Genomic DNA, 25,176 nt, shown 5'->3' with positions numbered 1-25,176 from the left:
GCTGCGCTGTGCCAGCTCCGCCCGATCGCGCAGCTCGGCGATGGCCGGATGCCCCGCCCCCAGGGCGACAGGGGGGCGGCGGGGGCGGGTTCGGCTTCGGCCACGGAAAGTCCTTCCGCGGCAAGCGCTGGTGTCATGCCTGTCAGGGCGCGCAACTGCTGTTCCGCACCGCGAGCGCGCCGCTGGCTTCGGCGAGCGACGCTTCGGCGGTCGCCAGCGCTCCGTCCGCCTGATGCTGGTCGGCGCGTGCGAGTTCGCCGGCCCGAACCCGTTTCGACACATCCGCTGCGAGTTCGCGAGCACTGGCAAGCCGCTCGCGGGCGACCAGGACGTCGACCCGCGCACGCTGCCAATCCCAGTACGCGGCCCGCACCCCGGCGGCCGTGCGCAGTTGTGCCGCAAGCGTGCGGCTCGTACTCGCACGCACTTCGGCATCGGCAAGGGCTGCGGTCGATGCGCGTTCGCCGGGCAACCACAGCGGCACAGCGAGGCCGATCTCGTATTCGCGGCTGCCGTCGTTGCGGTGGAGTTGGTCGGTCTTGCCCGACACTTCGAGCGCCGGCGGCTCGGCCGACCAGCGGTCGACGCTCACGCGTCGCGCCAGCGCAGCCGCCCGGCGCATGTCGAGCGACTGCGCCTCGGGCTGACGCGCCCACGCGGCGTCGAACGCCTGCCTGAGCGTCGTTACGACAGGCGATGCAGGGGACGCGGCTTGCGCCCACGCCCCGCTGGCCGCGAGTCCGAGCAGCAGGCCCGGCAGCCAGTTGATGCCAATTCTTCGAAACATCCAATTCTCCGTTGATGACAAGACACACGGAAAATCGGCAGGGCGCGATCAGCTCGATCGCAATGGCGCGCGGCAACACCGTTCAGAACGGTGAAACTGCCGGAATGAGAATGGATGCGACCGCCCTGCCGATCAGGCGGGCTGTCGCCACTTGGGGCGCTCTGGTTCCGAGAAATGCCCGGCAAGGAGCCACACTTGGGCTCCCCCGCGGATCGTCGCAATCGCGAGGTCGAGGGTCGGCAATCCCGTGCCGCTCGGCAACGCGGTGCAACTGGCCGCATGGCAGAAACTGCAGTCGACATCGACTCCGCCGCCCTTGGGCCAGGACTCGTCGTCGACCTCGCCCTGATGTTTATGCTCATGGTGGCCGAGATGGTCCGCCGCAGCACCGGCTTCATGCTCGCAATACGCACTCACAGCCGCCCACTGAGTTGGATTGGCAGAAACAGCAGGAAGAGAATCGCGAACCAGCGGCGCATGGGGACGGATTGTAGCGGTACGAACGGAAATGAAAAATAGCGTTGCAACATCTTGTTGCCCGTCATCGTTGCGACGCATGACCGCCCGCCCCGAGGGACCAGGGGCTCCGTGCTCACACCGCCGCGATCATTGCCCGACGTAGAGTTCGTCCATGCGCGCCCGCTCCTCGGGCGATATGTTCACCAGCTCCTTGAGCACTTGCTCGCGCGTTTTACCCGGGCCGGTATCGCGTGATGGAACGGGCACGCCTCGCTGCAGGTAGAAATAGCTTCCGTCCGCCTTGGCCTGCTCGAGCTCACGCAACACTTCAGCACGCGTCTTGGTGCTCGTCACGTGATCGGGGAAAGAGGTGTAACCCACCTCGCCGCCGGTGAAATGCCATTCCGAGTTCGCCTGAGCGACGCTCGGCACGACCAGGACGACAGCGAGGATAGGGAGGACGGTGGCGGTTCGGATTTTTGACATGATGAGGCTCCTATCGTTGACACGGGATATGCGTCCCGGCGGTGGCCGCTGCATACGCCATGTGCCGGGTACGGGGCGTACTGTAGAAAACCGTTCACGTCGAATCGCGAACAGCCCGATTACGAATTCGTAATGTCGACGCGCCACCGCCTCCGCGATAATTCGTGCATGAAGATCCTGGTCGTCGAAGACGAGCCGAAGCTCGCCGAATACTTGCGCAAGGCGCTGACCGAAAACAGCTACGTCGTCGATGTCGCGCACAGCGGCACCGAGGGGCGCTATCTCGCGATCGAAGGGCATTACGACCTCGTCCTGCTCGATGTCATGCTGCCGGGCCTGGACGGCTTCGCCGTCTTGCGCGAACTGCGGCGCGCAAGCACGTACCGGTGCTGATGCTCACCGCGCGGACAAGGTGGAGGATCGCGTGAAGGGGCTGCAGGCGGGTGCCGACGACTATCTTGTGAAACCCTTTGCCCTGTCCGAACTGCTCGCACGCGTCCAGCGCTGTTACGGCGTGGCGCCATTCCGACGGCGGTCAAGATCTCACGGTCCTCAGGCTGGCCGACCTCGAACTCGATCTCGTGCGGCGCAAGGCGTCGCGCGCCGGACAACGGCTCGATCTGACGGCCAAGGAATTCACACTGCTGACCTTGTTGTTGCGCCGGCACGGTCAGGTGCTGTCGCGCACCGCGCTGGCCGAGCAGGTGTGGGACATGAACTTCGAGAGCAATACGAATGTCGTGGAGGTTGCGGTACGGCGCTTGCGCAGCAAGCTCGATGACCCCTTCGCGAAGAAGCTGCTGCACACCGTGCGCGGCATGGGCTACGTGCTGGAAGACCGGGAACCCTGAGGATGCGCAATCCGCGTTCGCTGGGCCGCTGGCTGTCATGGTGGCTCGCGGTACAGACCTTCATCGGACTCGGATTCGTCTGCGTCGTCGTGTATGTGGCCACCAGCCTCAACTTTTCTGCGAAGCAGACCGAGGAGCTTCGGCACAAGCAGGACGTGATCCGCCACCTTGTTCGTGAGATCGCGACACCGGAGGAACTGCCGAGCCTACGTCACAAGCTCGACGATTTCTTCATCGGCCATGCCGACCTCAAACTGCGGCTGACCGAGGGCGCCGAGACGCTCCTGTACATGACGCCGCCGGCCCCCGAGCCCCCCGCGCACCTGCGTCGGGTTGAATTCGAGATCCCTTCACCGTGGTCGGGCACGGCCGTGCTGCGTGCCGAATTGGCGCTCGACAGCAGTTCCGATGCCCAATTGCTGAGGCAACTGGCGTGGACGTTACTGGCGAGTGCGCTGGCCGGCGCCGTGGTCGTCTCCGCCGGGGGGGCGTGGCTCGTGCAACGCGCGCTGCTGCCCGTTCGCGACCTGGCTCGGCAAGCCGCCGCGCTCAGTCCGGAAAACGTCGGACAGCCGCTGGATGGTTTCCGCGCAGGCGCAGGAACTGCAGCCGCTGGTCGCGCAGTTCAACGCGCTGCTCGTGCGGCTGGACAACGCATACTGGCAACTGGAAGGCTTCAATGCGGACGTCGCCCATGAAACTGCGTACGCCGCTGGCGACACTGATCGGCGAGACCGAACTCGCCCTGAGCCGCGAACGCGGCATTCCCGAGTTGCGGGACGTGCTGGGATCGAACCTCGAGGACCTGCACCGCCTGGCGAGTCTCGTCAATGACATGCTGTTCCTGTCGAAGGCCGATCGCGGCGAGCGGGGCGCGCCGAAGCCCTGTCGGCAGCCTCGCCGCTCTTGCGACCGAGGTGGTCGAATTCCACGATGCAGCACTCCAGGAGGCGGGCGTCAGCGTTCGGGTTTGCGGGGACGGCGGCGGCGGCTTTGATGCGGGTTTGTTGCGGCGGGCGATATCGAACCTCCTCGCCAACGCGACCCGTTTTGCGGAGCGCGGGTCGATGGTTGACGTCGACATCGAGCCGGACGCTGCCGGCGGCGTTCGCCTGTCCGTCAGCAACGTCGGGCCGGTGATTCCTGCGGAACATCTTCCACGCCTGTTCGACCGCTTCTACCGGGCGGACGCGGCGCGCGAACACGGAAGCACCAATCACGGACTCGGATTGTCGATCGTCGCAGCGATCGCGCGCATGCATGGCGGCAAGCCGTTCGCCCGATCGGCCGCCGGCAGGACGACGATCGGTTTCAGTATTCTTGCATTTGCCTCAAGCCGGTAAGCCGTCCAAGTGTGCCGGTTATCTCCGCAACAAGCGGAGTCCATTTGCCACGACCAGCAAACTCGCCCCCATGTCCGCGAATACCGCCATCCACATCGTGGCCTGCCCGCTCACGGTGAGCAGCAGAAACCCCGCCTTGATGCCGAGCGCCACTACGATGTTCTGGATCAGCACGTCGGATGTGGCCTGTGACAGGCGCACGAAGGCGGGGATCTTGCGCAGGTCGTCGTCCATCAACGCCACGTCCGCGGTCTCGATCGCGGTGTCCGTGCCCGCCGCCCCCATCGCGAAACCGATGTCCGCGCGGGCCAGCGAGGGTGCGTCGTTGATGCCGTCTCCCACCATGCCGACCTTGCCCCCCTTCCGGTGCGTCAGCAGTGATTCGATGGTGCTGAGTTTGTCTTCCGGCAGCAGATTGCCCCTTGCCTCGTCGATACCCACCGCGCGGGCAATCGCTTCGGCCGTGTGAGTGTTATCGCCGGTGAGCATCAGCGTCTTCACCCCCAGGGAATGCAGATCGGCAATCGCCTGACGGCTCGTCTCGCGCAGCGTGTCGGCGACGGCGAAGATGGCCAGCACCTCTGCATGGTTCGCCAAGAGTACGGCCGTCTTGCCTTGGCGCTCGAGCGTGTCGAGCGCTTTTTCGATGTCGGGTGAGCACAGGCCGATTTCCTCGATCAGTCGATGGTTGCCGAGCTGATAGACGTGACCATCAATGCCGCCACGCACGCCGCGGCCCGGAATGGCGGCGAAATCGGCGACCTCGCGCAACACCCATCCCATTTCAACCGCGGCACGGGCGATCGCCAGCGAGACCGGATGATCCGAGCGCGCCGCGAGACTGCCTGCCAGGATATGCGCCTGGTTCGCGTCGCCGCTCAGCACCATGAAGTCCGTCTGGGCGGGCCTGCCGTGCGTAATCGTGCCGGTCTTGTCGAGCGCCAGCGTGGCGAGCTTGCGCCCCTCTTCGAGATAGACGCCACCTTTCACCAGAATGCCCTTGCGGGCGGCCGCGGCGAGACCGCTGACTATCGTGACCGGCGTCGAGATCACCAAGGCACACGGACAGGCAATCACCAGCAGCACCAGCGCCTTGTAGATCCAGTCCATCCACGCGCCGTCGAAAGCTAGCGGTGGCACGATGGCCACCAGCAGCGCGCCGGCGAACACGACGGGCGTGTAGATCCGGGCGAACCGGTCGACGAAGCGCTGGGTGGGCGCGCGGCTGCCCTGGGCCGATTCGACCGCGTGGATGATGCGGGCCAGGGTGGAATGGCTCGCCTCCGCTGTCACGCGATATTCCAGCGATCCCGCTTCATTGATCGTTCCGGCGAACACGTTGTCGCCTTCGGCCTTATCGACCGGCAGGCTCTCGCCGGTGATGGGCGCCTGATTGACCGTCGAACGTCCGCTGATCACCACGCCGTCGAGCGCAATCCGCTCACCGGGGCGCACGCGCACCACGGCCTCCAGCGGCACCGTCTTGGCCGGCATGGTTACCCACCTTCCATCGCCCTGGCATACGGTCGCAGTGTCGGGCGCGAGTTCCAGCAAGCCGCGAATCGCATTGCGCGCCCGATCGAGCGATTTCGCTTCGATCACCTCGGCCAGCGTGAACAGGAACATCACCATGGCCGCTTCCGGCCAGTGTCCGATGAGCATCGCGCCGGTCACGGCAATCGACATGAGTGCGTTGATGTTGAGATTGCGATGCCTGAGCGCGATCCAGCCTTTCTTGTAGGTCGCCAGACCGCCACTGAGGATCGACACCAGCGCGAGAGCCAGGACGGTCCAGTGGTCACCGCCGTTGAGCCAATACACCCCCTCGGCCAACGTCGCGGTGACTCCGGCCAGCGCCATCGGCCACCAGTGGGTCTTGGGCGCGGGTTTGATCGGCGGCGCTGCGCTCTCCGTGCCTGCCGATTCGACCTTCGCTTCGAGACCAATGGCTTTCAGGGCGCCGAGGACCGCTTCCAATGCTCCCGGACGATGCGTCACGCTCAGCCGACGCTGGACGAGGTTGAAATCGAGCGCCGCCACTCCAGCCATGCCAGCGAGCTTGCTCCGGATCAACGCCTCCTCGGTCGGACAGTCCATCCCGGCGATCGCGAGCGTCGTGCGCACGGCAGCAGTGGTCTTATCGATGCGCTGTGCCGGCGCACCGATGGCTGGCACGGCGGCGTCGGCCGCGACCGGCGGGTCGGGGCGATCGCTCACGTCCGACCTTTGCCGGGTCACGGTGAGGTCGAGTCCCGTCACGCCGTCGAGGGGTTCAAGATTGTTGCGGACCAGCGCCGCATCGGTGGGGCAGTCCGTGCTGTCGACGCCGTATAGCTTCCCGTTGGGGCCGTCGGGGGACGAATCACCCGGCGACTGCGACACGATGGAACATCCGCAACTACCAACACTGCATTTGCTCATGCTTGGTTCCCCTGTCTGGACTTGCAGTCATTTAACAATCCGTAGTCACTACAGAGTCAAGGACCTAGAATGCCGGTAGGATCTTCCTTCCCGCCTGGAGGACAAGCACGATGAAAATCGGTGAGCTGGCCAGAGTGACCGGCACCCCGGTAGAGACCATCCGCTACTACGAGCGCGAAGGGTTGCTGGCCGCCCCGGCACGTACGGACGGCAATTTCCGCATCTACGAGGACACCCACGCCGAGCGTTTGTCGTTCATCCGCCATTGCCGATCGCTGGACATGTCGTTGGACGAGATTCGCATCCTGCTGCGCTTCAAGGATGCGCCGGGCGCGAACTGCGGCGATGTGAACACGTTGCTCGATGCGCACATCGTTCACGTCGCGGCACGTATCCGCGAACTGCGTGTGCTGGAGCGGCAACTCAAGAGCCTGCGCGAACAATGTCCCCAGGCACGGGATGCTGCCCACTGTGGCATCCTGCACGAGTTGTCACAGCCCGCGTGTCCGGGAGCACCTATCAGTGGCGGGCACGTGCATGGCGCGCACGGCGGCGTCCGAAAATGAACGACATTCAGCCCCGCGCCGCACGCTATGCTTGAGTCGGTCATCAGGACGCTTCCATGAATGAGGTCGATGTCTACGTACACGCGGCAACACGCGCCAATACGCGTCGCAGCTACACCTCCGCCGTGCGCCACTTCGAGGTGGAATGGGGTGGCTTCCTGCCGGCGAGCGCGGACAGCATCGCGCGCTATCTGGCGCGGCATGCCGAACTGCTGTCCATCGCTACCCTGCGACAGCGCCTCGCAGCCTTGTCGCGCTGGCACCAGGATCACGGCTTTGCCGATCCTACCAAGGCCCCTCTGGTACGACAGACCATGAAGGGCATTCAAACCGTGCATCCGCCGCAAACCCGTCAGGCGGTGCCGCTACAGATTGGCCAACTGTCCCACGCCGTGACATGGCTGGACCACGCGATCGGGACCCAGGGCGCGGTCGCGCGACTGCGCCACACCCGTGACAAGGCGCTACTCCTCCTGGGTTTCTGGCGCGGATTCCGAAGTGACGAGTTGATCCGCCTGGAAACGCAAGATGTCGAACTCGTGCCCGCCCAAGGCATGACCTGCTTCCTGCCTCGAACCAAGGGCGACCGGCAGGCGGCCGGACGGTGCTTCAAGGTGCCGGCCTTGTCGCGTCTGTGCCCCGTGGCGGCCTATACGGCCTGGAAGGATCTGTCGGGGATTGAGGAAGGGCCGGTCTTCCGCGGGATCGATCAATGGGGACGAATCCGTGTCCACGGCCTGCACGTCAACAGCGTCACGCCGCTGCTGCGCAGCATTTTCGAGCGCGCGGGACTCCTGTCGGCCGACAGCTTCAGCAGCCATTCCTTGCGTCGTGGTTTCGCCAACTGGGCCAACGACAACGGCTGGGATGTCAAGAGCCTGATGGAATACGTCGGCTGGCGTGATGTGAAGTCTGCCCTGCGCTATATCGACGGGGCCGATGCCTTCGGTCAGCAGCGCATCGAACGCGCCTTGTCGGACGACGCTCAGACGTCGTGATCCGGCTGCAGGTCGGCCAACGGCTGCAGAGCTGCGGCGATCTCGAGACAGTGATCGGACATCTGCCGGAACTCGTCGATGAGGGCGGCGGCAACTTCCCACAGGTCATCGGCGCTCGATTCGCTCGGATTCGCGCCATTGATGACAGTGTGCGCCATGCGATGAAGACGCAGCAGTTCATCCCGCACACCCCCTGTTCTGTCGAAACGCTGCGCCATCGGAGCCAGCCCGTCGACCAGTTCGAGTAGCGCTGTGGTATCAAAGCTTTGCCGCAGGTTGTCCAGTGCTGCGGAGTCAACATCGCCGTAGGGGGTAACCGCGAAACGGGGTTCAGGGATGTCCATGCTCAGGCTCTGCGCGTCGCGCGCCGCATGTCCTGCACCGACGCGGCCGCTTGTTGAAAGGTGTCGTCCGCGATCCAGGCTTCGGGTTTGCGCTTGAGTTTCAGGCTGTACTCGCCGAAGCGCTTGACGTGCGCGACCTGGTAGGGACTCAGAAAGCTGACATCGTTTTCCGTGATCTGCCAGCCTTCATGCCGGAGGTCGCCCAACGTGCGCATCATGTCGACGGTGTTCTGCAGGATCAGGGCGGAGGCCACCAGATCGTTGTAGCGCAGGCGCTTCTGCTGTTCGTCCGGCTCGTTCACCGCGATCACGTCGCCACCGAAGGACAGCCATTTGGCAAAGCCGTTGTAGGACTCGATCTTGTTGGTGTTGGCGGTGATCTCCTGGCGCAGCTCACGACTGCCGATCCACTCCAGCAGGAAGCCCGTGCGGATCACGTTGCCCAGTTCCTGCGCCGCGAAATACAGACGGTTCTTGCGGCTGTAGCTGCCCAGCTTGCGCAGCAGGGTGGCCGAAGAAATCTTGCCGGCGTAGATCGACAAGGCCACCTGCATCAGATCCTGCCAGTGCCGCTCGATGAGGTTCCAGTCCACGCTGTCGCCGAACAGGCGGTTGATGTACTTGTACTTCACCGCCTTGTCCGGCCGGAACAGCGTCAGATTTTTCCAGTTCCGGATGCGCGGCATCAGCTTGATGCCCAGCAGATGGGTGAAGGCAAACACTGTGGCCGACTGGCCCTGGGTGTCGGCATGCACGGTATCCGCTTCGACCGACAGGCCGGCCTTGAGCAGTCCCTCGATCACGTAGATCGCTTCCCACACACCGGGCGGAATGAAGTGGCGGAACACCGCGATGTAATTGTTGGCCACGTGCCGGTAGGCGACGGCGCCCATCTTGCGGTAACGGAAGTGGTAACCCGCGAGCAGGTTTTCGTCGTAGAAATCGTACTGCGTACCGTCGGCGGCGACCGTCTTGCCATCACCCCATATCTTGGGGAGATCCAGGCGCAGATATACCTCGTTGAGCTCGCGTTGGGCCGCTTCCAGGCTCTCCAGTGAGAGGTGGCGCCGATTGACGAAGGACAGCATGTGCGGCGTGACGCCGCTGTTGCCCAGATGGCGCGCCGCCTGTGTGGGCCCGAGGTTGCAGCCCATGGCGAAGATCGTCAGCAGGTAGCGCTCGGCCGGCTGCTTGAGCTTGGCCATGTTGCCCGATAGTGGCCCGAAGTGCCGCGTGAAGCCCATCCAGTGTTCGATGTTGGCGAGCACGTCCAGAATGTGCCGCGCCGGCATGCGCTGGGTCAGCGCGTTCTGCAGCGACATAACCGAAGGCGGGATTTCGCGCGCAATCGGCTTGCGCAACACGGGTTCTCCGCTGGCAGTCAGGGCCACATCGCCGCGGCATTCAGGAAACGTGTCATCCAGGTGCTGCGCGGTGTCGGTGAGCCAGTCGCGCAAACTGCTGGCAAAGGTCGTTGCGTCCTGCGGCAGGCCAATCTTGTCGCAGTAGGCGGGTAACAACTCCTGGCATTCCTCCCACGAAAGCAACTGATCGCGGTAATCGGCGAACTCCTCCGAGCCGACGATACTGAGATCGCCAGAGCGCAACTCCTCGGCGAGGTAGGAGAAGACACAGATTTCGAGGTTGCGCCGGCTTAAGCCCAGACCGAAACCATCGCCGCTGTCGCCCTCGCGCAGGAGCTTGCGCCAGCGGTCCGAGGCGAAGGAAAGGTCAATGCTCTCCGTAATCCACTCGATGCGATGCTTGTCCTGGTAGGTCTTGATGAGGTTCAAAGCGTCGATCAGCGTCCGATCCTGGGTGGTGGCGCGGATGTCGAGCAAATGCACGAGCCGGAACAGGATGGAGCGATGGCTCTTGAAGTGTTTCCACACGAGCGGCAGGTAGTTGTTGCCGCTGGTCGCCTGCACCTGGGCACAGGTCTCGCGGACCCCGTGGACTCCACCTGCGGGTGCAAGGTATTCGCGTATCTGAGCGCCGGCCGCCGCATTGTCCGGTTCGCCGTCGAGGATGGCGAGCACGCCATCCAGCGTGCCGATCAGGCGCTCGATCTGGCCGCGCTGCCCGAACTGGATCTGGTCGAGCTCTTCCTTGGCGCGTTTGTGAATCGTGGCCACGCGGCGCAGGAACATCTCGGCCAACTGATCCCGCGCGCGCACCTGCATGCGCCGGATCAGGGCCACCAGCAGGGTGTAACGCTTGGTCTCGGCGCATTCGCGCAACTCGGACACGTCATAGGCCATGGCCTGGGCGGCGAAGTGGCGAATCTTGGTGTCGGGAAGGCCTGCAAGGACGTCATCCCCCGCCGTGATCGAATCCAGCCATTCCAGATGCTCCACCAGCATATCGAGATGCTTGCGGGTCGGGCGTTTCGCGGATTTCTTGAGCTCGTTGTATTCGCTTTGGCGGCGTTCCAGTTTGTCCGTGACCAGCAGCGCCTGTAGGGCTTCGAGTTGTTGGGGGGTGATACGGTGAAATACCTTACCGAACACCCGGTTCTGCACGGCAGCGTGGGCCTTCTCTGCCAAATCGTCGAGCGTCGAGAAGGCGGGGAGTTCGTAGCGCGCCTGGAGCACCCCCTCGATTATCCCATTGATGATGTCGGCACGCTGATCCATGAGCTCAGCCGCATCGCAGGCAAAGCGTTCTGCTTGGCGCATCGCATCGTGCCCATGGAAGGGTTTGACGTTAAGCAAGCCCAGCACCATGGCTTTGTGCCGAAAGAGGGTGCGTTCGACGGGGTATTCGATCCGTATCGCGTCACCGAAACCGAGGCCATTCCGGACGTGGGTGATCACCTCGGAAGGTATCTTGTCGAGGCTAGGAAAGTAGCGCAAGTGCTGGAAAACTTTGAGCAGGACGGCCAGTCCGAGTCGGGTCCCGGCAGAACGGCCGGCCGACTTCAGCCAGTTGATTTCTTCATCCTGCAGAGTAAAGAACTGTCGCAGGTCACTCGGTGAGTAGTAGCTCAGAAACTGCGGGTATGCAGTGCGCTCCAGTGACGCCATCCTGATCCTCCGGTATCCGTGCCAGCATGCAAGGGTAACGGAGAATTGCAGCGGTTGGCACGTCATCAGGATTAGTTGTAGATCAACCGGTTACAGGTGATATGTACAGTTTTTCCCCTTATCCCGGTCATACGCCAGGTACTGGCTGAGCTGACCTTTGGCTTTTGGAGTTCGCTCTTCAACACGCAATTCCAGACTGTCCTCTGGAAAGACCTCCGCCTTGTGTTTACGCGTTGTCCGAAGCCGCAAAGGCAGCGGCACAACATCTCGGCGGCACTGAACCAGATTCGTGATCTGCGTAACCGTGTCTTTCATCATGAGCCACTTTTGTGGCTGGCACCGACGCTGCTAGATCACACACGGTTGGCGTGACTGTCATCAACTGGGTCGATCCTCAGCTCGGGCAATGGCTGGGCAATCATGACCGCTTGTCCGCTACATGGGCGGGATGGGCTGCGACTTGATAGCTATCTATCAGGTGGGATGGTGCCCGGGACGGGGGTCGAACCCGTAAGGCTTGCGCCGGCGCATTTTAAGTGCGCTACGTCTACCAATTTCGTCACCCGGGCGGGGAACTGCGCATTGTACCGCCCCGACCCTGCAGCTACCACACTACAAACGCCATCTAACCACCTTGCAGCCACACAATAACCATCATCAAGCCACCGTGTTACCGCACTATTGCCATACTAGGCACACCATACAACCACAATGCGAGCGGATTTAGGATTGAGGGCGATAGTCGCCACCGCCCTGTAAATGTTCTACTTGAGTAAAACACGAAGTTATACTAGAATAGGACTACGTGATTTGTAGGAGGTTCGTATGCTGCAAACCCTACGCAAAGCTGGCGGCTCGCTCGTAATGACCGTGCCCAAGGTGTTTATCGACCAGAACGGCCTGAGCGAAGGCTCCCAGGTGGAACTGCATCTCCTGGGCAAGAAGATGACTGTCGAGGCACCGACCCGCCCGCGTTACAAACTGTCCGACCTAATGGCTGAAATGCCGGAAGGGCTGCCACGAATCGAAGGATGGGATGAAATGCCCTCGGTTGGACTGGAGAACGGCTGATGGCCTATCTGCCGAACCGTGGCGACATCGTGCATCTTGATTTCGACCCCTCCTCCGGTCGGGAGATGAAAGGCCCGCATTTCGGCCTTGTCCTGAGTGGCAAGGTCTTTAACCAGCAAGGTCTGGCGATGATTTGCCCGATTTCTCAGGGAGCCGCTGCTGCCGCTCGTACCTACGGGACTGTCGTCGCACTAATGGGGGTTGGCACCGACACTCAAGGCGCAGTGCATTGCCACCAGTTAAAGTCGCTGGACTGGCGGGCTCGGAATGTGCGCCTCAAGGAAACGGTGCCGCAGTACATCGTTAATGAAGCCTTGGCCCGAATCGAAGCCATCTTGTTTGAATAGAGGGGGTATAAACGGGAAGCTGGGCGGCATACATCCTCCCCGGCATGAATGCCGGAGATTCCTACTGCGCCCAGCCGCGGCATTGAGCCGCGCCTGGGTCGATTCGGTGGGTTCCTGCTGCTGGCGGCATTGCTGCACCGCTCACTTCACAGGCGAACCGGGCGTGTCCCGCAAAGGCGGCCAGCGCGTCGGCCTAGGGCCGCCCTACCCGTTGCTGATCACGATGAAACGCTAAGAACCATTACCCAAAAGGCGCTCTAGTCGATCTCGCAGTCGCGGGGCGTTGATGATCCAGCCGCGCCGCACGACTTCGGCGGACGGCAGTTCGTGTTCGGGGTGGTCGGCAAAGTAGCGCGTGGCTGCATCAAACAGCCGCGCTCCTGCCTCGGGGTATCGGATGCGAACAATCGTCCCGGCGAGTCGGCAGACGTTGGCCTCAGCCTGATCGCGGGGTTTTTCGCCCGGCGTGGTGGCGATCTGGCGGCATCGCTCCAGCATGGCCCGCTCGATGTCGCGGGCTGCGCTCATGGCACAACGCCCAGCCGCTGCGCAAAATCGCGCTCATGGGTCGGCATGGCCTGCCAGTCGATGCGCTGCCGTGCATTTTCATAGATGGCTCGGCAGGCACGGCCATCCAGCCGGGTGGCCTGCGTGCGCTCGGCTGCCAGTGCGGCCAGCACGGGATAGTCGACCAGCGTATAGAGAGCGTGCAGGGGTTTCAACGACTCACGCCGATGGCCTCGTCTGCCGACGATCAACGCCGCTTGATGCGGCAAGCCGGGTTTTGGCTCCGCCTTGCCCGGTTCCTCGTACTCGCCATCCCAGTCGTTGGCTTGCGCATTGCGTATCAAATAACTGGTGCGGATGTCGTATATGGCATCCCATCCCGTCTCGTAGCCCTCGACCAGTACGGGCAGCTCGGGCGGCAGCTTGCGTAGCTGCTCGATGAGGTCGGCAACCGTCACGCTCCCCATCAAATAGCCCCTCTTTTCGCGTGACTAGCCTATTTTATCAACTCATAATATAAGCTGACAATGCAACCAGAGATAGACCTAGACTATGCAATTCCGTAGCCGCACCTACCGCGACAAAGCCGGCAATATCCGGCAGGGCCAGACCGTCCAGTTGATGCGCTACAGCTACGACCCTGTGAACAAGCGCGGAAGGCAGGTAATGATCGGGTCCTTCAAGGTCGATGATCCGCGCCTGCCGCCTGAAGTCGAAGCCTTGCTGACGCCGCAGGAAAAGGCCGAATTCGAGGAATGGAAACGGGCACAGCAGCAGGCCGTCGCCCGCGAAAAGCTGGCCGCCGTGCTGGATACCCTCGATGGCGTGATGACGCGCTCCTGCATGGCGCTGGACATTGGCGCGGGCACGGTCGAAGACCCGGCCCGGATTTGGGATTTGATAGACGCACTGGAACGCTCGATGACGCGGGCAGGACATGAGCGCCCGCCACGGCCACGCGGGCGTCCCGTCTATACGGTCGTATATACCGAGGACGATTTTTCAGCGCTGGATACCTTACCTGACTTCATCCCGCCCGAGAAGAAGAAAGCCCCGCAGAGCGGGGCTTGAGGTTGCTGTCACTTTTTGAGCCGCTCCCGCGCCCACTGCCCGTCCCGCCGCATTTCATCGCGCAAGCTGTCCGCCTCGGTTTTGGACAGCTTGCCGGCGGGGCCGTATAGCTCCGCGCTGATCCGGGCGTGCCCCTCGTCGTAGCAGCGGGAGGGGATCGGCAGCGGCTCGAACAGCTCGCGGTCGAATGGCACACCTGCCACGGTCAGCCGCTCCGGCATGGGACGCTCGATGCCATCCTCACGCACCATGACCTCATCACCCCGCCAGAGGATGTAGAGGCCGCACGGGTCGGCCTCGATCTCATCCAGCGAGGCCGGGCCAAACGCCGCCCGGTTCTCGTCGAATTTCCAGACGCTCATGCGGGCGGCTCTCCAAAGCGGACGCCATGCTGGGCCAGTGCCGATTTCAGCGCCTCCCATTCTTCCTTCGTGTGGTGCAGGCGCATCCGAAGTTCAAGTGCCGCCATCTTGGCGGCGTCGATCCGGTCGGCATTGAGTGCGTCCAACACGTCGGCCAACTTATTCTCAAGGCTTGCCAGTGCGCTGTCCATGCTCACATCTCCTGCCCAAAGCTGTTATTGCAGCTACGCTCTTGCTGCTGCTTTTTCTCCTGCTCGGCCTGCTGATGACGGCGCAGTTGCTCCTGCGGGGCCTTCCGGCACTCGTTCTCCCGGTTGTTGTTGCTCATGTCGGATTGCTCCTGTGGTTGCGGTTGCAGTTGTGGCCCGGTCTGCTGGATCGCGGTCCAGCGGTTGCCGTTCCACTTCTTAAACTTGGCGTCGAAGTCCTCGCTGGCCTTCTCCCAAGCGTTCTCCCGGAACCCGACCGCTCGCGGGTCGTCGCTCCGTAGAAACTCGCGGCGGGCCTGCACGGCGGTGTCGATCTCGCTGTGCGCCCTGTCCCATGCCTTCTGTTTGTTGCGGAAAAACCCGGCCTTCTCTGGCCGCTCGCCGTACTGCTCGCGGAACTGCGTCTCGAGGGTGGCCCGCATGTCGCGCAAGTGGCCGCCGATGGCCGCTTCCTCGACAAGCTCCCGATTCGGCACGGGCGGCTCCGGTGCCCTGAGCGCCCGGTCGATTTCCTCCCGCGTCATACGCGGCACTGGCGGCTGCTCCCGCTCCGGCTGGGCGACCTGTTCCGGCTTCGGCGCTGCCGTGGCCTGCTTCGGCTGTGGCGCAGCTCCCTGCTGCTGGCTCTCGCCCGCCTTAGCGCGAATTCGGGCCAGTAGCTCGTCCTTGGTGAGTTCGGGGTGCTGCGCCCGCTCCTGCACCTGCTGCGTGGGCTGCTTGGTGGCGTCGTGGGATGGGTTGCCAGACGATGCGGCTAGCCCTTGCAGTTGCTTCCAGTCCGGGCGCTCGCGAACGGCGTCCAGCGTCGTGCCCTTCTGGTGGCTCTGGTTCATCTGCCGCGCCACGGCGGCGGCGGATTTGTACTTGCCTGCGTCGATGTAAAGTCGGGTTTCCTGCCTGCTGCGCGACATGGAAACGTAGGACAGCTCCCGGTCGTGCATCTTGCCGGTGAGGACATAGGCACGATCCACGGTGACGCCCTGCGCCTTATGCACGGTGGTTGCATAACCGTGGTCTAGGCGGTCGTAGTCGCGGGTGCTGAACGTCGCGAGCTTGCCGTCATCGCCACGTACGGAAAGCCGGTGGTGCTCACCGTCGCGCTCGATGGTTTCCACAGTGCCAAGCTGGCCGTTTTTAACGCCCGTGGCCTTGTCGTTTTTCAGGAATACAAGGCGGTCGCCATTGGCGAATTCGCGCTCGCCCTGATCCGTCCTGACCCGCTCGCCCTGCTCGATCTCACCCGCCTTGACGCGCTCGCCTCGGGCCAGCTCATTGAGGTCGCGAACATCCTTCCGGGTGCCTGCCAACATGATCGAACTGCGGCCATCGTCGGTGCGCTGGCTATTCCAGTCGCTGACAAGGCGCTTTTTCGTGTCGTCAGCATCAGTGCCCACACCCACAAGGCCGCGCTGGGCGTAGGCGGCAATGGCCTTTCCTGCGTCGCCATCTGCGAACGAATGGACGGCATCCCGCGCCCACTCGTCGCGCTGCCGGTAGATGGTGGAGAGCTTCGCCGCGCCGAGTTCGTCTTTCAGTGCCTTGAACGCCCCGCCCGCTTGGATCGGTTGCAGTTGGCGGTCGTCGCCAATCATCACCAGCTTGGCCCCGGCCTTGCCCGCGTACTCGACCAGGCGCGAGGTCAGATTGCTGGAAAGCATCCCCGCCTCGTCGATGCAGAGGATGGTTTTCGAGTTGAGCTTGTCGCGCCCGCCGTCCAGCGCCATCAGCAGGGAATGCACGGTTTGCGACTTGATGCCCGCGCCCTGTTGCAGTCCGTCAGCAGCCTTGCCTGCGAGGGCTGCGCCGCGCACCTGATAGCCTGCTTCCTGCCATGCCTCGCTGGCGGCTTTCATCATGGTGGATTTGCCGGTTCCGGCCATGCCCTCAACCAGCGAAACGCCATCCTTGCCGCTCATGTGATGCAGGGCGGCGGCCTGCTCGTCGGACAGGCCGTTTTTCTTGGCGTGATGATCGAGGCGGGCGGAATCGACCGGGTGCTGCCCCTCGCTACGGCGGGCGGTCGATTGATCGACCATGCGCCGCTCGATGTCCTGCATTTGACGCGTGGTCATGCGGACGTTGCCCCGGTCGTCGGCGCCCAGCAGAAACACATCATTCCGCCCGATGCACTGCGCCACAGTCTCGTGCAGTTGATCGCCCAGCCGCTCGTCAGACTGCTTGCAGATTTCGCGGTACAGGTCGCGGTCGGTGAAGGTGGATTGCTGCTCGGTCAGACGGTCAAGCACCGACGTTGCGAGATCGGCCCGTTCAGCGTGCTGGGTGTTGCCCTCTTTTATCGTCCGGTTCAGGTCGCCGACTTGGGTCTGCTCGCCCCTACGTTCCAGCGCGGCGGCGGCATGGCCCATGTGCTTGGTCGGCTCGCCGATCTGTGCCGCCAGTTCGTACTGGCCGCGCTCGATCAGCAGCGCCCGCGTGTCGTCCTTGCTGCGGGTCGTATAGAGCTTATCAATTCCGCGCTCGTTGAGCTTGTCCTGCACCTTGGATTCCCAGCGTGGCCGCGTCCAGTTCGCGGCCTGCTCAGTGCCATCAAAACGGGCGGCGGTCGGGTCAAGCGCACGCGCCTTGTTCCCGAATCCCTGCTCGTTTAGTTCCTTGGCGGCCAGCAGGTAATGGACGTGCCAATTGCCGTTATGGCGGCGGCCTGTTTCCGGGTCGGCGACATGGAACTGGCCGGGGTTCTGTTCGAGGTCGCGGTCGGTGACGGTGCGCGGCTCATGAATCGACACCTGCACGCCTACGCCGTAGCGTTCCGACAGTTCCGCGCCGAACTCCAGCGCAAGCTGCTTGCGGTCGTCTGCGGATAGCTCCCACGGCAGATCGGTTTCGATTTCGCGGGCCACGGTGGCGTCGCCGCGCTTGTGCGCTTTCTCGTTCGCGTTCCAGAAAGCGGCCTGCCCTTCGCTCTGTGCGTTCGGGTCGGTAGATCGGCTCATGTCGGCCATGCGTTGCAGGTCGGCGTGCGCCTTCTCCGGCACGATGATTTCGCTGTGCTCCACCCCGCCTTTGCGGGTGTAGTCGAACACCTCCCCGGTGCGCTCATCGGTGATGCAGACGCCAGCGCGATAGGCGGCCGCAGCGGTGGAGCTTCGCCCCTCGCTGCGCGCCAACCCTGCTTTGTGAGCGCACCGGCCTTGCTGCACCACCACTGAAAACATCCTCCGTTCAAAGCCCGCCAATCAGGGCGGGCGCTGTTGGGCGCATCGCGCCAGAGGCCCGCGGCAGGCGGCCCCCGGCAGGGCGCACGCAATCCCGCAGGGATTGCACTAAGTGCGCCCTTCGCTCTCGCTCGGGAAACCGCCGCACCGCCACCGCCCTGCCAACTGCCACGCCTAAATGCTACCCAAAAACCCAAAGAACAGAAACAATTAAAACGATATTTATTGAGCTGACAACAAGCACCAACATCCAACAAGGCCAACATCAAACACCAGAACCAGAAAAGGCAAACAGCGCATAAATCCAATTCCTGCAAGCTTAAACGCTAACAAGGCAGACAACACAAGAACTAGGCAAGCCAAAAACAGGCACACCAACGCCACCACGCCGCGCCATTTTAACAACTCACAATATTCGCTTGCGCGAGTTGTTAATCTGCGGCAGAATTCGTCCGTCGACAATCCGACACAGGAGCGCAAACCAGATGGCACGAAAGACGATTGAGGAACGACTGGTAGAAGCCGAACAGCGGCTAAAGCAGATCAAGGAACAGGCGCGAAAGCGGAAAGCCCGCGAGCAGGCTGCAACCAAGCAGCGCGAACGCAAAGAGGACGCGAACCGAAAAATCCGCCTCGGCGGTCTGGTCGTGCTCGCACAACTGACAGACGCAGACAAGGGCTTTTTGTTGGGTGCGCTGCTCGATGCCGCGCAGCGCCAACAGGATCAGCAGTACGCCGCCCGCTGCAAGGCGATGGGTGACGCCCTGCTCAACCAGCAAGAGAACGAAAACCGAAGTTCAGCTGCAGCACAGGCGCAGGGGTAACTCATGGCAGCCGCCGATCCATCCATGCCCTTCTCGCCCTGCGATCCAGATGGGCCTTGCGCCGACGTGTCGGTCGGCGTCCTCCAATGGATATTCGGACCAGTCGTCGAGAAGCTCACGCAAGGTGCAGACCCGGACATTGTATTTGCCTCGGCGTCCGCGCTCGGCTCGATCTTTTCCGTTTTTAATTCCGGCCTCATGGTGCTTGCCAGCCTGATCGTGAGCTACATCGCGATCATGGCGGTGACGAACACCGCCAACGAAGGCGAGGCGATGGGGAAAAACTGGTCGTCGCTTTGGACGCCAGTGCGGATCGTCGCCGGCGGCAGCGTCCTGCTGCCCAGCGCAAGCGGCTACAGCTTCATCCAGCTGGTTGTGATGATGTTCGCGCTGTGGGGCGTGGGCTTCGCCAACAGCCTTTTTTCCATCGGAGTTGAGAACGGAATCGTCAACGGCTCACTCACGGCGGTGAGCGCCCAGATGGGACTCGGGAGCGGGGCGAAGCCCAACCCAGACTATCCGCTGTACGACGTGCGGCAGTTCGCGCAGGAATATTTGGCTGTTTCCTGGTGCCGCCGCACCGTTAATGCCACTTACTCGGCGTCCGGCGGCGGAACGCCGAACGTCAACGCGGGCGCCGGCCCGGACCAGAGCATCGATGAGGGCGACGGCAAAGTGGCGGCGATCTACTACATGCGGGATCGCAATCCAGAGACAAATCTTGGCGGGACCGTGCCAATCTGTGGCAGCGTCAAGGTGTACCAGCTCGGTGCCCCCACCGCCATCGCCACGGAGACAACAGTAGCGGCGGCATCGATTTTCGACCCGGCGAAGATTCAGGACAACGCCGCCGCCTTGTCTGCAATCCGCTTCGCGGCGCTCAATGCCAAGGCGGATGCGATCAACCAGGTGATGCTCGAGATCGAGCAATGGGTCGCCGAGTGGCCGGCCACGGTCAACGATTCTGGCTGGGAAAACGTCCAAAGCGATCGTTTTAACCAGATCGTGAACCAGGCGCAAAACACCATGGCGACCAGGCTAAACGAGCAGATCGCAGCGGACAGCACGCTCAAGAGGATCATGCAGCAGTACGTGCGTGACATCACCAAAGACGGCTGGGCGATGGCGGGCGGCTTCTACCAGCGCCTCGGCGGAATCCGCGAGGAAATGGGCCGAATCTACGCTGAGAGCGTCGCGCAGGCTACCGCACCGAATCTCAACACGCTGCCGCAAGGACCGCACGCACAGCTTGCCCACTCCAGCTACACAACGATCTACAACACGATCATCAGCAAATCGCTGTCTGGCGCGAGTTACACAAGCCCGACCACGCCTCGCGCCGCCGACTTCAAGGCGGCACTGGTGCCGTCCGGAATCGAGGACTTGTCCATCGACACGCTCGGCAGTCGCGGCGACAGTCTGATGGCCAACCTCATCGGGCGCGGCATGGAGCGCGTAACGGCGACCATGATCGGCACCGATGGCGATGTGGACGCGATCGCCAGGATTAAAACCACGGGCGACATTCTGGCGCTCTTGCAGTCCACTGGCTTTGCCGTTGATAAGCTCGTGCACACCTCGCTGTCCGGCCTCAAGGCGACGGCCGCCTCGGTTGGCAGCGTGAGCTTGTTTGGCAACAAGGTCGACGCCACGCCGCTGGTCGACACCGTGCTGAATTGGGTGGTCTACAACTTCCTGACCCCGCTCGCCGAGGTCACAACCTGGCTGGGCCGGCTGGCGTTCTACTTTGGCGTCTTCCTGCCCAGCCTCCCGTACACCATATTCATGGTTGCGGTGGTCGGCTGGATTCTCGCGGTGCTCCAGTCGGTGATCGCTGCGCCTCTCTGGGCGGTGATGCATATGACGCCCGATCGCACATTCGTCGGTAGCCAGACGCAGGGCTATCTGCTGCTGTTGTCCCTATTCATCCGGCCGGCGCTCATCATTGTTGGCCTCTTTGCAGCCATGCTGGTGGCAAATCCGGTCATCGGATACATCAGCAAGGCGTTCTGGGCGATGTACTCGGCGAACGTCGCATCGGCAGAATCGCTGGGCTGGCTGGTCGAATTCCTCCAGTGGAAAAATTGGCTGATCATGTTCGGATTCGTGCTGCTGCCCGTGGTCTACATGGTGTTCGGACTCTCGCAGAGCCTGCCGGACACCGTGCTGCGGTGGATCGGCGCGGGCATCAGCAGCATGGGCGAAACCCAAGCCACCGAACAGATGCGCAGCCAATCCGAGAAGTACGGCCCGAGTGCATTGCAGGGGGGGGCTGCACCTAAGCCTACTGCGGACACCAACCACAAAGACCATCGCCTCAACGGCGACCCCGGTGGCGCAGGCAGTCTCAGCGGGCCAAACGGCCCCTCGGGTAACGGTGGCGGTGGCCGCAGCGGCGGCAATCACTCGCGCCTGCTAAATGCCAACGGGCAAGGTGTGGCGCCACAGCACGCCGACGCGGCTCCGTCCACATCGAGCAGATCCGCAGCGCCCAGCGGGCCGACGCGCAGCGCCTCCGCCGCGTCAACGCTCAAAACCGGGGCGCAGGGCGTGATTAGCCGCTGGGGCGACCGCGCCGACATCGCCGATGCCGAATTCACCGAATTGGCGAGATCTGGCAGCGCCGCGCGTCCTGCATTCGCAGGCGCACAGGCGAGCAACACCGTGCTCGCTCTCGGCTCCGCCGGCAACAGCGCAGCTCTTGGTGAGCGAGCCAACGCGAGCTTGGTCACGGCCGACGGCAAACCTAATGGCATACTCTCTAGCAGAGCAGACATAGGGAGCACTGCCGAGGTCGACTCGGGAGCCGCTACCGGCGGCGGCCATGACCCGCTGGAGCAGCGCGAAGCGGCTTCCTCATCGCACAGAGCGGCTTCGCTAGGCGCCGCGAAGGATGTCAGCAACGGCTACGACAGCCGCTACAGCCCAATGCCCGAGCAGGGCGACGATGTCATCAACCACGGCCGCGCTATAGCCAACGAGAGCAAACCTGCATGAGCTACGACTACAACGCCGAGGCCACCGGACACGTGATCGGTCTACGCCGCGGATATGAGCAAGGGCACGCAGCTGGCTATGCAGATGGCCACAACGATGTTGTCGCTCGCTGGCACAAAGAGGTCGAGGAACAATGGGGACCGCTGGTGGACCGCCTCACCGCCGAGCGCGATGAGGCCATCCGCGCCCGCGATGAGCTGCTAGAGCAGGTGCGCCACGCTGGCCAGCAAACGCGCAAATGGAGCACCGCCTTCTATAGCTTGCTCTGCGCCCTCGACAGCGCCTTGGAAGTGCTCCAGGACGCACCGCAAACCATGCGCACCAGGATGGTGGTCGATTTTGCCAAGCGCGCCGAGTACATGCACGAAAAAGGCTGGATCGACTCGATGCCGCAGGACAACAGCGTTGTGCGCTCGCGCGCCCGCAAGACCGCCGACCAGCTCGCCGGGTGGTGGAACCAAGTTGTCCACCACGCCAAAAAGGCGGCGGAAGCCGATCGAAACCAGTCTCCCAGCCCCTAAGGAGTGCACATGCCAGTCCACACTTTTCCAGATGCCGCCGTGCTGGCCATCCTGCTCGCGGTCGCCGACACCGTTCTCGCCCGCGCCAAGAAAGCCAAGAGCCGGAGAAAGCCCACATGAAAATCCTTGCCGGCGCAAAACGCGCAGCCAAGTTCACCTTCGTCGATATGCCGCTGTCGATCCTTGGTTGGCGGCAACTCAAGGCCAACCACGGCTACATCAGCGACCTCTGGCACAGCCTGCAAAATCCGCAGTGCCCAGAGTGCGGGCGCGGTGTCATGCACCTGCCGGCCGATGCCCAGCCCGACGATTCTCTGTATCCGTGGGAGTGCTCCGCCAAATGCGGGTTCGGCGTACTGGCACCACAGGACCCAGCGGAGATTCGCCACATCGTGCAGGCCCGCTCCGAGACACGCGGCAAGCAGCGCCTAGCCTTCCTCGGCGATCCAGAGCGCGACAAGCTCATCGCCAGTCATCTACGTAGGTCCCGCGCCTTTTGGGTGGCGACCGCTGTCGTTTTTTTAACGGCGATGTGGCAACTGGCCGCAGGCGCCCCGGTTCTAGTTGTCCTGAGCGTGCTCAGCCTGTGCCTGCCGTTCTCGATCCACGCGATCCGCTGGAGCTACCGCGCCTGGCAAGTGCGCACGGGAACGCTTTTCGTGGACGGTGCGTTTGGCCGCTATCTGCGCGACATGCTGTGGGTGAGGGGAATCCAATGATGGCCGCGACCCGCACCTTTCTGCTGCGCCTCGGGCGCGAGCGTGTCACCAAGGCGCTTTGTATCGTGGCCACCGTGGCGGCATTCGCCCACGAGTACCGGCAGCTCGACAACCCGGCGCTACACAACCTGGTGGCTCCGCTGGCCCTCGCCATCGTCGTCCCGATCCTGTACCTGGTGCCGCTGGTCTGGCTTCTGTTCCACTACCTCGCGAGGACGAAAAAATGATGCCCGCTAATCCATTGGCACAGCCGCAAAACGCACAGCACGAGCACGACCAGGCGATCGCCGAACTGGTCGTGCTTTGGCTCGGCCGGCAGGACAAGCCGCAGCCAAAGCACGCCGGCCGAGCACCGCGCAACACCAACACCAGGAACCGCCATGCCCATGCGTAACCAGCCCACAAAAATAGCCGAGTCTGTCGGCCAGCTCATCCGCAGCAACACCCGATTCGCGGCCGGCGTCGCGTTGGGTGCGTCGGTGATGTTCGCCGGGTATGCCGTGTCTGCGGTCAGCTCTAGCAGTGGCAGTACGCTGGTAAACGCGAACAGTACGCTGATCTCACAGCAATCCTCAGTGGTAGCGCAGGGCATCAAGGCCGCTGCAGAGGATTGCGATGAGAATGGCATCGGAAAGGCCATCGACGATGCCCTCAAGGTCCATCTGACCTTGGCGGCCACGCCGGTTAACACGGAATCGCTGTTCGACCCGAACAATAGCTGTTTCGCCGGCCTGAGCCAGATTTACGACCTCTCGTTCGCGATCCCCAGCCTGGACAGCATCGTCGGCGCCGCGTCGGATGCGGTGATGCAGTACGCGCAGAAGACGGTCTGTAGCGCGGTCAATCAGGTTTCAGGACTCGCTACGGGCGCGATCAATGACGCCATCAACCAAGTGAATCAGATGGGAGCAGGTCTTTCGCAGATCGACCCGTTTATCGGGAGCGGTTACGGCAGCTCGTCCGGGGGTTCCTACACCGTGGGGACCAACCCGTTCAATGGTACGCAGGCGGGTTTTGACAGCGCCCAGACCGATTTCGGCGGCACGTCGGGGTCTGGTGGCGGCAGTATGGGCAGCACCAACACCCAGATCAACGAGTTCAATCAGCAGATCGCCAACGTGCAAGCGCAGATTGGTCCGGCAGAGTACCAGTTGCAGCAAGCGCAGCGGGATCTCTCGAACTGCCAATCCCAGGGCTACAACAACTGCACCTCCTATCAGTTGGTGGTCGACAATGCCCAGGGCACGCTCAATAACCTCAATGCTCAGCTCACATTGTTGCAGGGGCAGCTCTCGAACGTTTCGCCCAGTTCGTACCGTACGCAGAGCGCGAGCGTAAACAGAGCCCCAACCCCCGCACGGCAGCCCCCAGCCTCCGACAGCTCAAGTTGGATACAGTCCATCGGAAGCCTGTTTAACTGAGGGGCAGCGCCATGTTGAGGGCGATGGTCGCCGCCGTTCTGCATCTGGGCATGGTCGGCGCTGCCCATGCCCAGATGCCCGTCCCGCTTCTCGACAACGAACCAGCCGCACCCAACGCAGCACTCTGGGCCGTGGCTGGCCCGATGCTGCAAGCGGCGCTGGAATGCCGCGAAGACCTGCCCGACCATCCGGCCACCCGCGCCCTGCTGCCGCGAAAACCGGCAGACGAGAGCGCTGGCGGAGTGCCGCAACACATGAGCGGGCGCAGCGCGGCGACGTGTCGCGCAGCATCCAATAGTGAAGAAAGGAGGCAACATGTTCGTATTTCTGCACCCTGACGTTATGGAGCGTCTCTGCACGGATAAGGAAGAACGGCAGAGATTTGTCCAGGCGATGCGCTCGTGCCCCGGCGCGATTCTGCAAATGCTGCCGTTCACGCCCAGAAAGCGCAGGCCGGAACCTCGGATCGTGCTGATTCCGTCCAGTTGCCAACGACAGCGGGAATACCGCCGCGAGGAACTGGTCATCTGCTGCGACCGGTTTGATCTCGTCGAGAAAATCACGCTGCTGGCGTACCTCTCGATACTCCAGATGCGGATCGAACAGGCGGTCATGGAGGCGCGGTAGCCTGGCAGCGGTAGCCTACCCCTGCCAGGCTGGCTGCGGGCCT

Annotated in this window: 24 protein-coding genes, 1 tRNA gene and 2 pseudogenes; 15 read left to right on the top strand and 12 right to left on the bottom strand. The window is 63.0% G+C overall.

The window, feature by feature from the left end; all coding sequences use genetic code 11:
• Window positions 1-142: 142 nt before the first annotated feature.
• The 3 genes from Tchl_RS18395 to Tchl_RS12305 all read right to left on the bottom strand — a co-directional run bounded on the left by Tchl_RS18395 (window position 143) and on the right by Tchl_RS12305 (window position 1,732).
• Window positions 143-787, bottom strand: a complete 645-nt coding sequence (locus Tchl_RS18395; RefSeq protein ID WP_408646104.1) for a TolC family protein — start codon at window positions 785-787, stop codon at window positions 143-145.
• 132 nt (window positions 788-919) lie between these two features.
• Window positions 920-1,345: a hypothetical protein gene (locus Tchl_RS12310; RefSeq protein ID WP_232311579.1), complete on the bottom strand. Its 426-nt coding sequence runs from the start codon at window positions 1,343-1,345 to the stop codon at window positions 920-922.
• A 48-nt stretch (window positions 1,346-1,393) separates the two neighbouring features.
• Window positions 1,394-1,732: a DUF4148 domain-containing protein gene (locus Tchl_RS12305; RefSeq protein ID WP_004355844.1), complete on the bottom strand. Its 339-nt coding sequence runs from the start codon at window positions 1,730-1,732 to the stop codon at window positions 1,394-1,396.
• 168 nt (window positions 1,733-1,900) lie between these two features.
• Between Tchl_RS12305 and Tchl_RS12300 the strand changes: the two are divergent.
• Both Tchl_RS12300 and Tchl_RS12295 read left to right on the top strand, forming a co-directional pair.
• Window positions 1,901-2,583, top strand: a pseudogene (locus Tchl_RS12300) (heavy metal response regulator transcription factor).
• Window positions 2,584-2,585: 2 nt separating this feature from the next.
• Window positions 2,586-3,926 (top strand): annotated as a pseudogene (locus tag Tchl_RS12295) (heavy metal sensor histidine kinase).
• Between the two features lie 18 nt (window positions 3,927-3,944).
• Here Tchl_RS12295 and Tchl_RS12290 read toward each other — a convergent pair.
• On the bottom strand, window positions 3,945-6,347 hold the full coding sequence (locus tag Tchl_RS12290; protein WP_039920561.1) for a heavy metal translocating P-type ATPase: 2,403 nt from the start codon (window positions 6,345-6,347) through the stop codon (window positions 3,945-3,947).
• A 110-nt stretch (window positions 6,348-6,457) separates the two neighbouring features.
• Here Tchl_RS12290 and cadR point away from each other — a divergent pair, with 110 nt between their 5' ends.
• Together cadR and Tchl_RS12280 are read left to right on the top strand one after the other, a co-directional pair.
• Window positions 6,458-6,913, top strand: coding sequence for a Cd(II)/Pb(II)-responsive transcriptional regulator (cadR, locus tag Tchl_RS12285; protein ID WP_004355852.1), 456 nt, complete (start codon window positions 6,458-6,460; stop codon window positions 6,911-6,913).
• A gap of 56 nt (window positions 6,914-6,969) precedes the next feature.
• Window positions 6,970-7,911: a site-specific integrase gene (locus Tchl_RS12280; RefSeq protein ID WP_004355854.1), complete on the top strand. Its 942-nt coding sequence runs from the start codon at window positions 6,970-6,972 to the stop codon at window positions 7,909-7,911.
• Here Tchl_RS12280 and tnpC read toward each other — a convergent pair.
• The 3 genes from tnpC to Tchl_RS12260 form a co-directional block, all read right to left on the bottom strand.
• Complete coding sequence (gene tnpC / locus Tchl_RS12275) at window positions 7,899-8,255, bottom strand: Tn3 family transposase post-transcriptional regulator TnpC (protein ID WP_004355856.1); 357 nt, start codon at window positions 8,253-8,255, stop codon at window positions 7,899-7,901. The genes Tchl_RS12280 and tnpC overlap by 13 nt on opposite strands.
• A 2-nt stretch (window positions 8,256-8,257) precedes the next feature.
• Complete coding sequence (locus tag Tchl_RS12270) at window positions 8,258-11,281, bottom strand: Tn3 family transposase (protein WP_004355858.1); 3,024 nt, start codon at window positions 11,279-11,281, stop codon at window positions 8,258-8,260.
• 484 nt (window positions 11,282-11,765) lie between these two features.
• Window positions 11,766-11,850, bottom strand: a tRNA-Leu gene (locus tag Tchl_RS12260).
• A 256-nt stretch (window positions 11,851-12,106) separates the two neighbouring features.
• Between Tchl_RS12260 and Tchl_RS12255 the strand changes: the two genes are divergently transcribed.
• Together Tchl_RS12255 and Tchl_RS12250 are read left to right on the top strand one after the other, a co-directional pair.
• Entirely contained in the window at window positions 12,107-12,352 is a 246-nt protein-coding gene (locus tag Tchl_RS12255) for an AbrB/MazE/SpoVT family DNA-binding domain-containing protein (RefSeq protein ID WP_075148670.1), read from the top strand.
• Window positions 12,352-12,699 carry a type II toxin-antitoxin system PemK/MazF family toxin gene (locus Tchl_RS12250; protein ID WP_075148669.1) on the top strand — a complete coding sequence of 116 codons (348 nt, stop codon included), beginning with the start codon at window positions 12,352-12,354 and terminating at the stop codon, window positions 12,697-12,699. Before Tchl_RS12255 ends, Tchl_RS12250 begins: the two co-directional genes overlap by 1 nt.
• Window positions 12,700-12,930: 231 nt before the next feature.
• Here Tchl_RS12250 and Tchl_RS12245 read toward each other — a convergent pair whose 3' ends face one another.
• Both Tchl_RS12245 and Tchl_RS17995 read right to left on the bottom strand, forming a co-directional pair.
• The gene (locus tag Tchl_RS12245; RefSeq protein ID WP_198158948.1) at window positions 12,931-13,227 is read right to left on the bottom strand and encodes a hypothetical protein; all 297 of its coding nucleotides are present in this window, start codon (window positions 13,225-13,227) and stop codon (window positions 12,931-12,933) included.
• A complete protein-coding gene (locus tag Tchl_RS17995; protein WP_198158947.1) occupies window positions 13,224-13,664 on the bottom strand; it encodes a hypothetical protein in 441 nt (146 codons plus the stop codon). The genes Tchl_RS12245 and Tchl_RS17995 overlap by 4 nt, the downstream gene beginning before the upstream one ends.
• A 94-nt stretch (window positions 13,665-13,758) precedes the next feature.
• Here Tchl_RS17995 and Tchl_RS12235 point away from each other — a divergent pair, with 94 nt between their 5' ends.
• Window positions 13,759-14,277 (top strand): hypothetical protein, encoded by a 519-nt coding sequence (locus Tchl_RS12235; RefSeq protein WP_075148667.1) that lies wholly within the window; start codon window positions 13,759-13,761, stop codon window positions 14,275-14,277.
• 8 nt (window positions 14,278-14,285) lie between these two features.
• On the opposite strand, the gene Tchl_RS12230 is transcribed toward Tchl_RS12235, so the two are convergent.
• From Tchl_RS12230 to traA, 3 genes are read right to left on the bottom strand one after another with little or no spacing between them, the layout of a single operon-like run.
• Window positions 14,286-14,639, bottom strand: a complete 354-nt coding sequence (locus Tchl_RS12230) for a hypothetical protein (RefSeq protein ID WP_075148666.1) — start codon at window positions 14,637-14,639, stop codon at window positions 14,286-14,288.
• On the bottom strand, window positions 14,636-14,830 hold the full coding sequence (locus tag Tchl_RS12225) for a hypothetical protein (RefSeq protein ID WP_075148665.1): 195 nt from the start codon (window positions 14,828-14,830) through the stop codon (window positions 14,636-14,638). The genes Tchl_RS12230 and Tchl_RS12225 overlap by 4 nt, the downstream gene beginning before the upstream one ends.
• 2 nt (window positions 14,831-14,832) lie before the next feature.
• Window positions 14,833-18,024, bottom strand: coding sequence for a Ti-type conjugative transfer relaxase TraA (traA, locus tag Tchl_RS12220; RefSeq protein WP_083945227.1), 3,192 nt, complete (start codon window positions 18,022-18,024; stop codon window positions 14,833-14,835).
• A gap of 485 nt (window positions 18,025-18,509) precedes the next feature.
• Here traA and Tchl_RS12215 point away from each other — a divergent pair, with 485 nt between their 5' ends.
• From Tchl_RS12215 to Tchl_RS12180, 8 genes are all read left to right on the top strand, one after another.
• Window positions 18,510-18,848, top strand: a complete 339-nt coding sequence (locus Tchl_RS12215; protein ID WP_075148663.1) for a conjugal transfer protein TraD — start codon at window positions 18,510-18,512, stop codon at window positions 18,846-18,848.
• 3 nt (window positions 18,849-18,851) lie between these two features.
• The gene (locus tag Tchl_RS12210) at window positions 18,852-21,845 is read left to right on the top strand and encodes a DotA/TraY family protein (RefSeq protein WP_232311578.1); all 2,994 of its coding nucleotides are present in this window, start codon (window positions 18,852-18,854) and stop codon (window positions 21,843-21,845) included.
• Window positions 21,842-22,366: a FliH/SctL family protein gene (locus Tchl_RS12205; protein ID WP_075148662.1), complete on the top strand. Its 525-nt coding sequence runs from the start codon at window positions 21,842-21,844 to the stop codon at window positions 22,364-22,366. Before Tchl_RS12210 ends, Tchl_RS12205 begins: the two co-directional genes overlap by 4 nt.
• A 116-nt stretch (window positions 22,367-22,482) precedes the next feature.
• Window positions 22,483-23,085, top strand: a complete 603-nt coding sequence (locus Tchl_RS12200) for a hypothetical protein (RefSeq protein ID WP_075148661.1) — start codon at window positions 22,483-22,485, stop codon at window positions 23,083-23,085.
• A complete protein-coding gene (locus Tchl_RS12195; protein ID WP_075148660.1) occupies window positions 23,082-23,312 on the top strand; it encodes a hypothetical protein in 231 nt (76 codons plus the stop codon). The genes Tchl_RS12200 and Tchl_RS12195 overlap by 4 nt, the downstream gene beginning before the upstream one ends.
• Complete coding sequence (locus Tchl_RS17990; protein WP_198158946.1) at window positions 23,309-23,479, top strand: hypothetical protein; 171 nt, start codon at window positions 23,309-23,311, stop codon at window positions 23,477-23,479. Before Tchl_RS12195 ends, Tchl_RS17990 begins: the two co-directional genes overlap by 4 nt.
• Window positions 23,466-24,506 carry a hypothetical protein gene (locus tag Tchl_RS12190; RefSeq protein ID WP_232311577.1) on the top strand — a complete coding sequence of 347 codons (1,041 nt, stop codon included), beginning with the start codon at window positions 23,466-23,468 and terminating at the stop codon, window positions 24,504-24,506. Before Tchl_RS17990 ends, Tchl_RS12190 begins: the two co-directional genes overlap by 14 nt.
• 315 nt (window positions 24,507-24,821) lie before the next feature.
• Window positions 24,822-25,133, top strand: a complete 312-nt coding sequence (locus Tchl_RS12180; RefSeq protein WP_146060728.1) for a hypothetical protein — start codon at window positions 24,822-24,824, stop codon at window positions 25,131-25,133.
• Window positions 25,134-25,176 lie beyond the last annotated feature (43 nt).

The organism is Thauera chlorobenzoica (genome assembly GCF_001922305.1).
GTDB classification, from domain to species: Bacteria; Pseudomonadota; Gammaproteobacteria; order Burkholderiales; family Rhodocyclaceae; genus Thauera; species Thauera chlorobenzoica.
This window is presented reverse-complemented; position numbering and strand designations above follow the sequence as displayed.

Coding starts and splice junctions, on each gene's coding strand:
- Tchl_RS18395 (WP_408646104.1), bottom strand. CDS start 787: ATGTTTCGAAGAATTGGCATCAACTGGCTGCCGGGCCTGCTGCTCGGA.
- Tchl_RS12310 (WP_232311579.1), bottom strand. CDS start 1,345: ATGCGTCGCAACGATGACGGGCAACAAGATGTTGCAACGCTATTTTTC.
- Tchl_RS12305 (WP_004355844.1), bottom strand. CDS start 1,732: ATGTCAAAAATCCGAACCGCCACCGTCCTCCCTATCCTCGCTGTCGTC.
- Tchl_RS12290 (WP_039920561.1), bottom strand. CDS start 6,347: ATGAGCAAATGCAGTGTTGGTAGTTGCGGATGTTCCATCGTGTCGCAG.
- cadR (WP_004355852.1), top strand. CDS start 6,458: ATGAAAATCGGTGAGCTGGCCAGAGTGACCGGCACCCCGGTAGAGACC.
- Tchl_RS12280 (WP_004355854.1), top strand. CDS start 6,970: ATGAATGAGGTCGATGTCTACGTACACGCGGCAACACGCGCCAATACG.
- tnpC (WP_004355856.1), bottom strand. CDS start 8,255: ATGGACATCCCTGAACCCCGTTTCGCGGTTACCCCCTACGGCGATGTT.
- Tchl_RS12270 (WP_004355858.1), bottom strand. CDS start 11,281: ATGGCGTCACTGGAGCGCACTGCATACCCGCAGTTTCTGAGCTACTAC.
- Tchl_RS12255 (WP_075148670.1), top strand. CDS start 12,107: ATGCTGCAAACCCTACGCAAAGCTGGCGGCTCGCTCGTAATGACCGTG.
- Tchl_RS12250 (WP_075148669.1), top strand. CDS start 12,352: ATGGCCTATCTGCCGAACCGTGGCGACATCGTGCATCTTGATTTCGAC.
- Tchl_RS12245 (WP_198158948.1), bottom strand. CDS start 13,227: ATGAGCGCAGCCCGCGACATCGAGCGGGCCATGCTGGAGCGATGCCGC.
- Tchl_RS12235 (WP_075148667.1), top strand. CDS start 13,759: ATGCAATTCCGTAGCCGCACCTACCGCGACAAAGCCGGCAATATCCGG.
- Tchl_RS12230 (WP_075148666.1), bottom strand. CDS start 14,639: ATGAGCGTCTGGAAATTCGACGAGAACCGGGCGGCGTTTGGCCCGGCC.
- Tchl_RS12225 (WP_075148665.1), bottom strand. CDS start 14,830: ATGGACAGCGCACTGGCAAGCCTTGAGAATAAGTTGGCCGACGTGTTG.
- traA (WP_083945227.1), bottom strand. CDS start 18,024: ATGTTTTCAGTGGTGGTGCAGCAAGGCCGGTGCGCTCACAAAGCAGGG.
- Tchl_RS12215 (WP_075148663.1), top strand. CDS start 18,510: ATGGCACGAAAGACGATTGAGGAACGACTGGTAGAAGCCGAACAGCGG.
- Tchl_RS12210 (WP_232311578.1), top strand. CDS start 18,852: ATGGCAGCCGCCGATCCATCCATGCCCTTCTCGCCCTGCGATCCAGAT.
- Tchl_RS12205 (WP_075148662.1), top strand. CDS start 21,842: ATGAGCTACGACTACAACGCCGAGGCCACCGGACACGTGATCGGTCTA.
- Tchl_RS12200 (WP_075148661.1), top strand. CDS start 22,483: ATGAAAATCCTTGCCGGCGCAAAACGCGCAGCCAAGTTCACCTTCGTC.
- Tchl_RS12195 (WP_075148660.1), top strand. CDS start 23,082: ATGATGGCCGCGACCCGCACCTTTCTGCTGCGCCTCGGGCGCGAGCGT.
- Tchl_RS17990 (WP_198158946.1), top strand. CDS start 23,309: ATGATGCCCGCTAATCCATTGGCACAGCCGCAAAACGCACAGCACGAG.
- Tchl_RS12190 (WP_232311577.1), top strand. CDS start 23,466: ATGCCCATGCGTAACCAGCCCACAAAAATAGCCGAGTCTGTCGGCCAG.
- Tchl_RS12180 (WP_146060728.1), top strand. CDS start 24,822: ATGTTCGTATTTCTGCACCCTGACGTTATGGAGCGTCTCTGCACGGAT.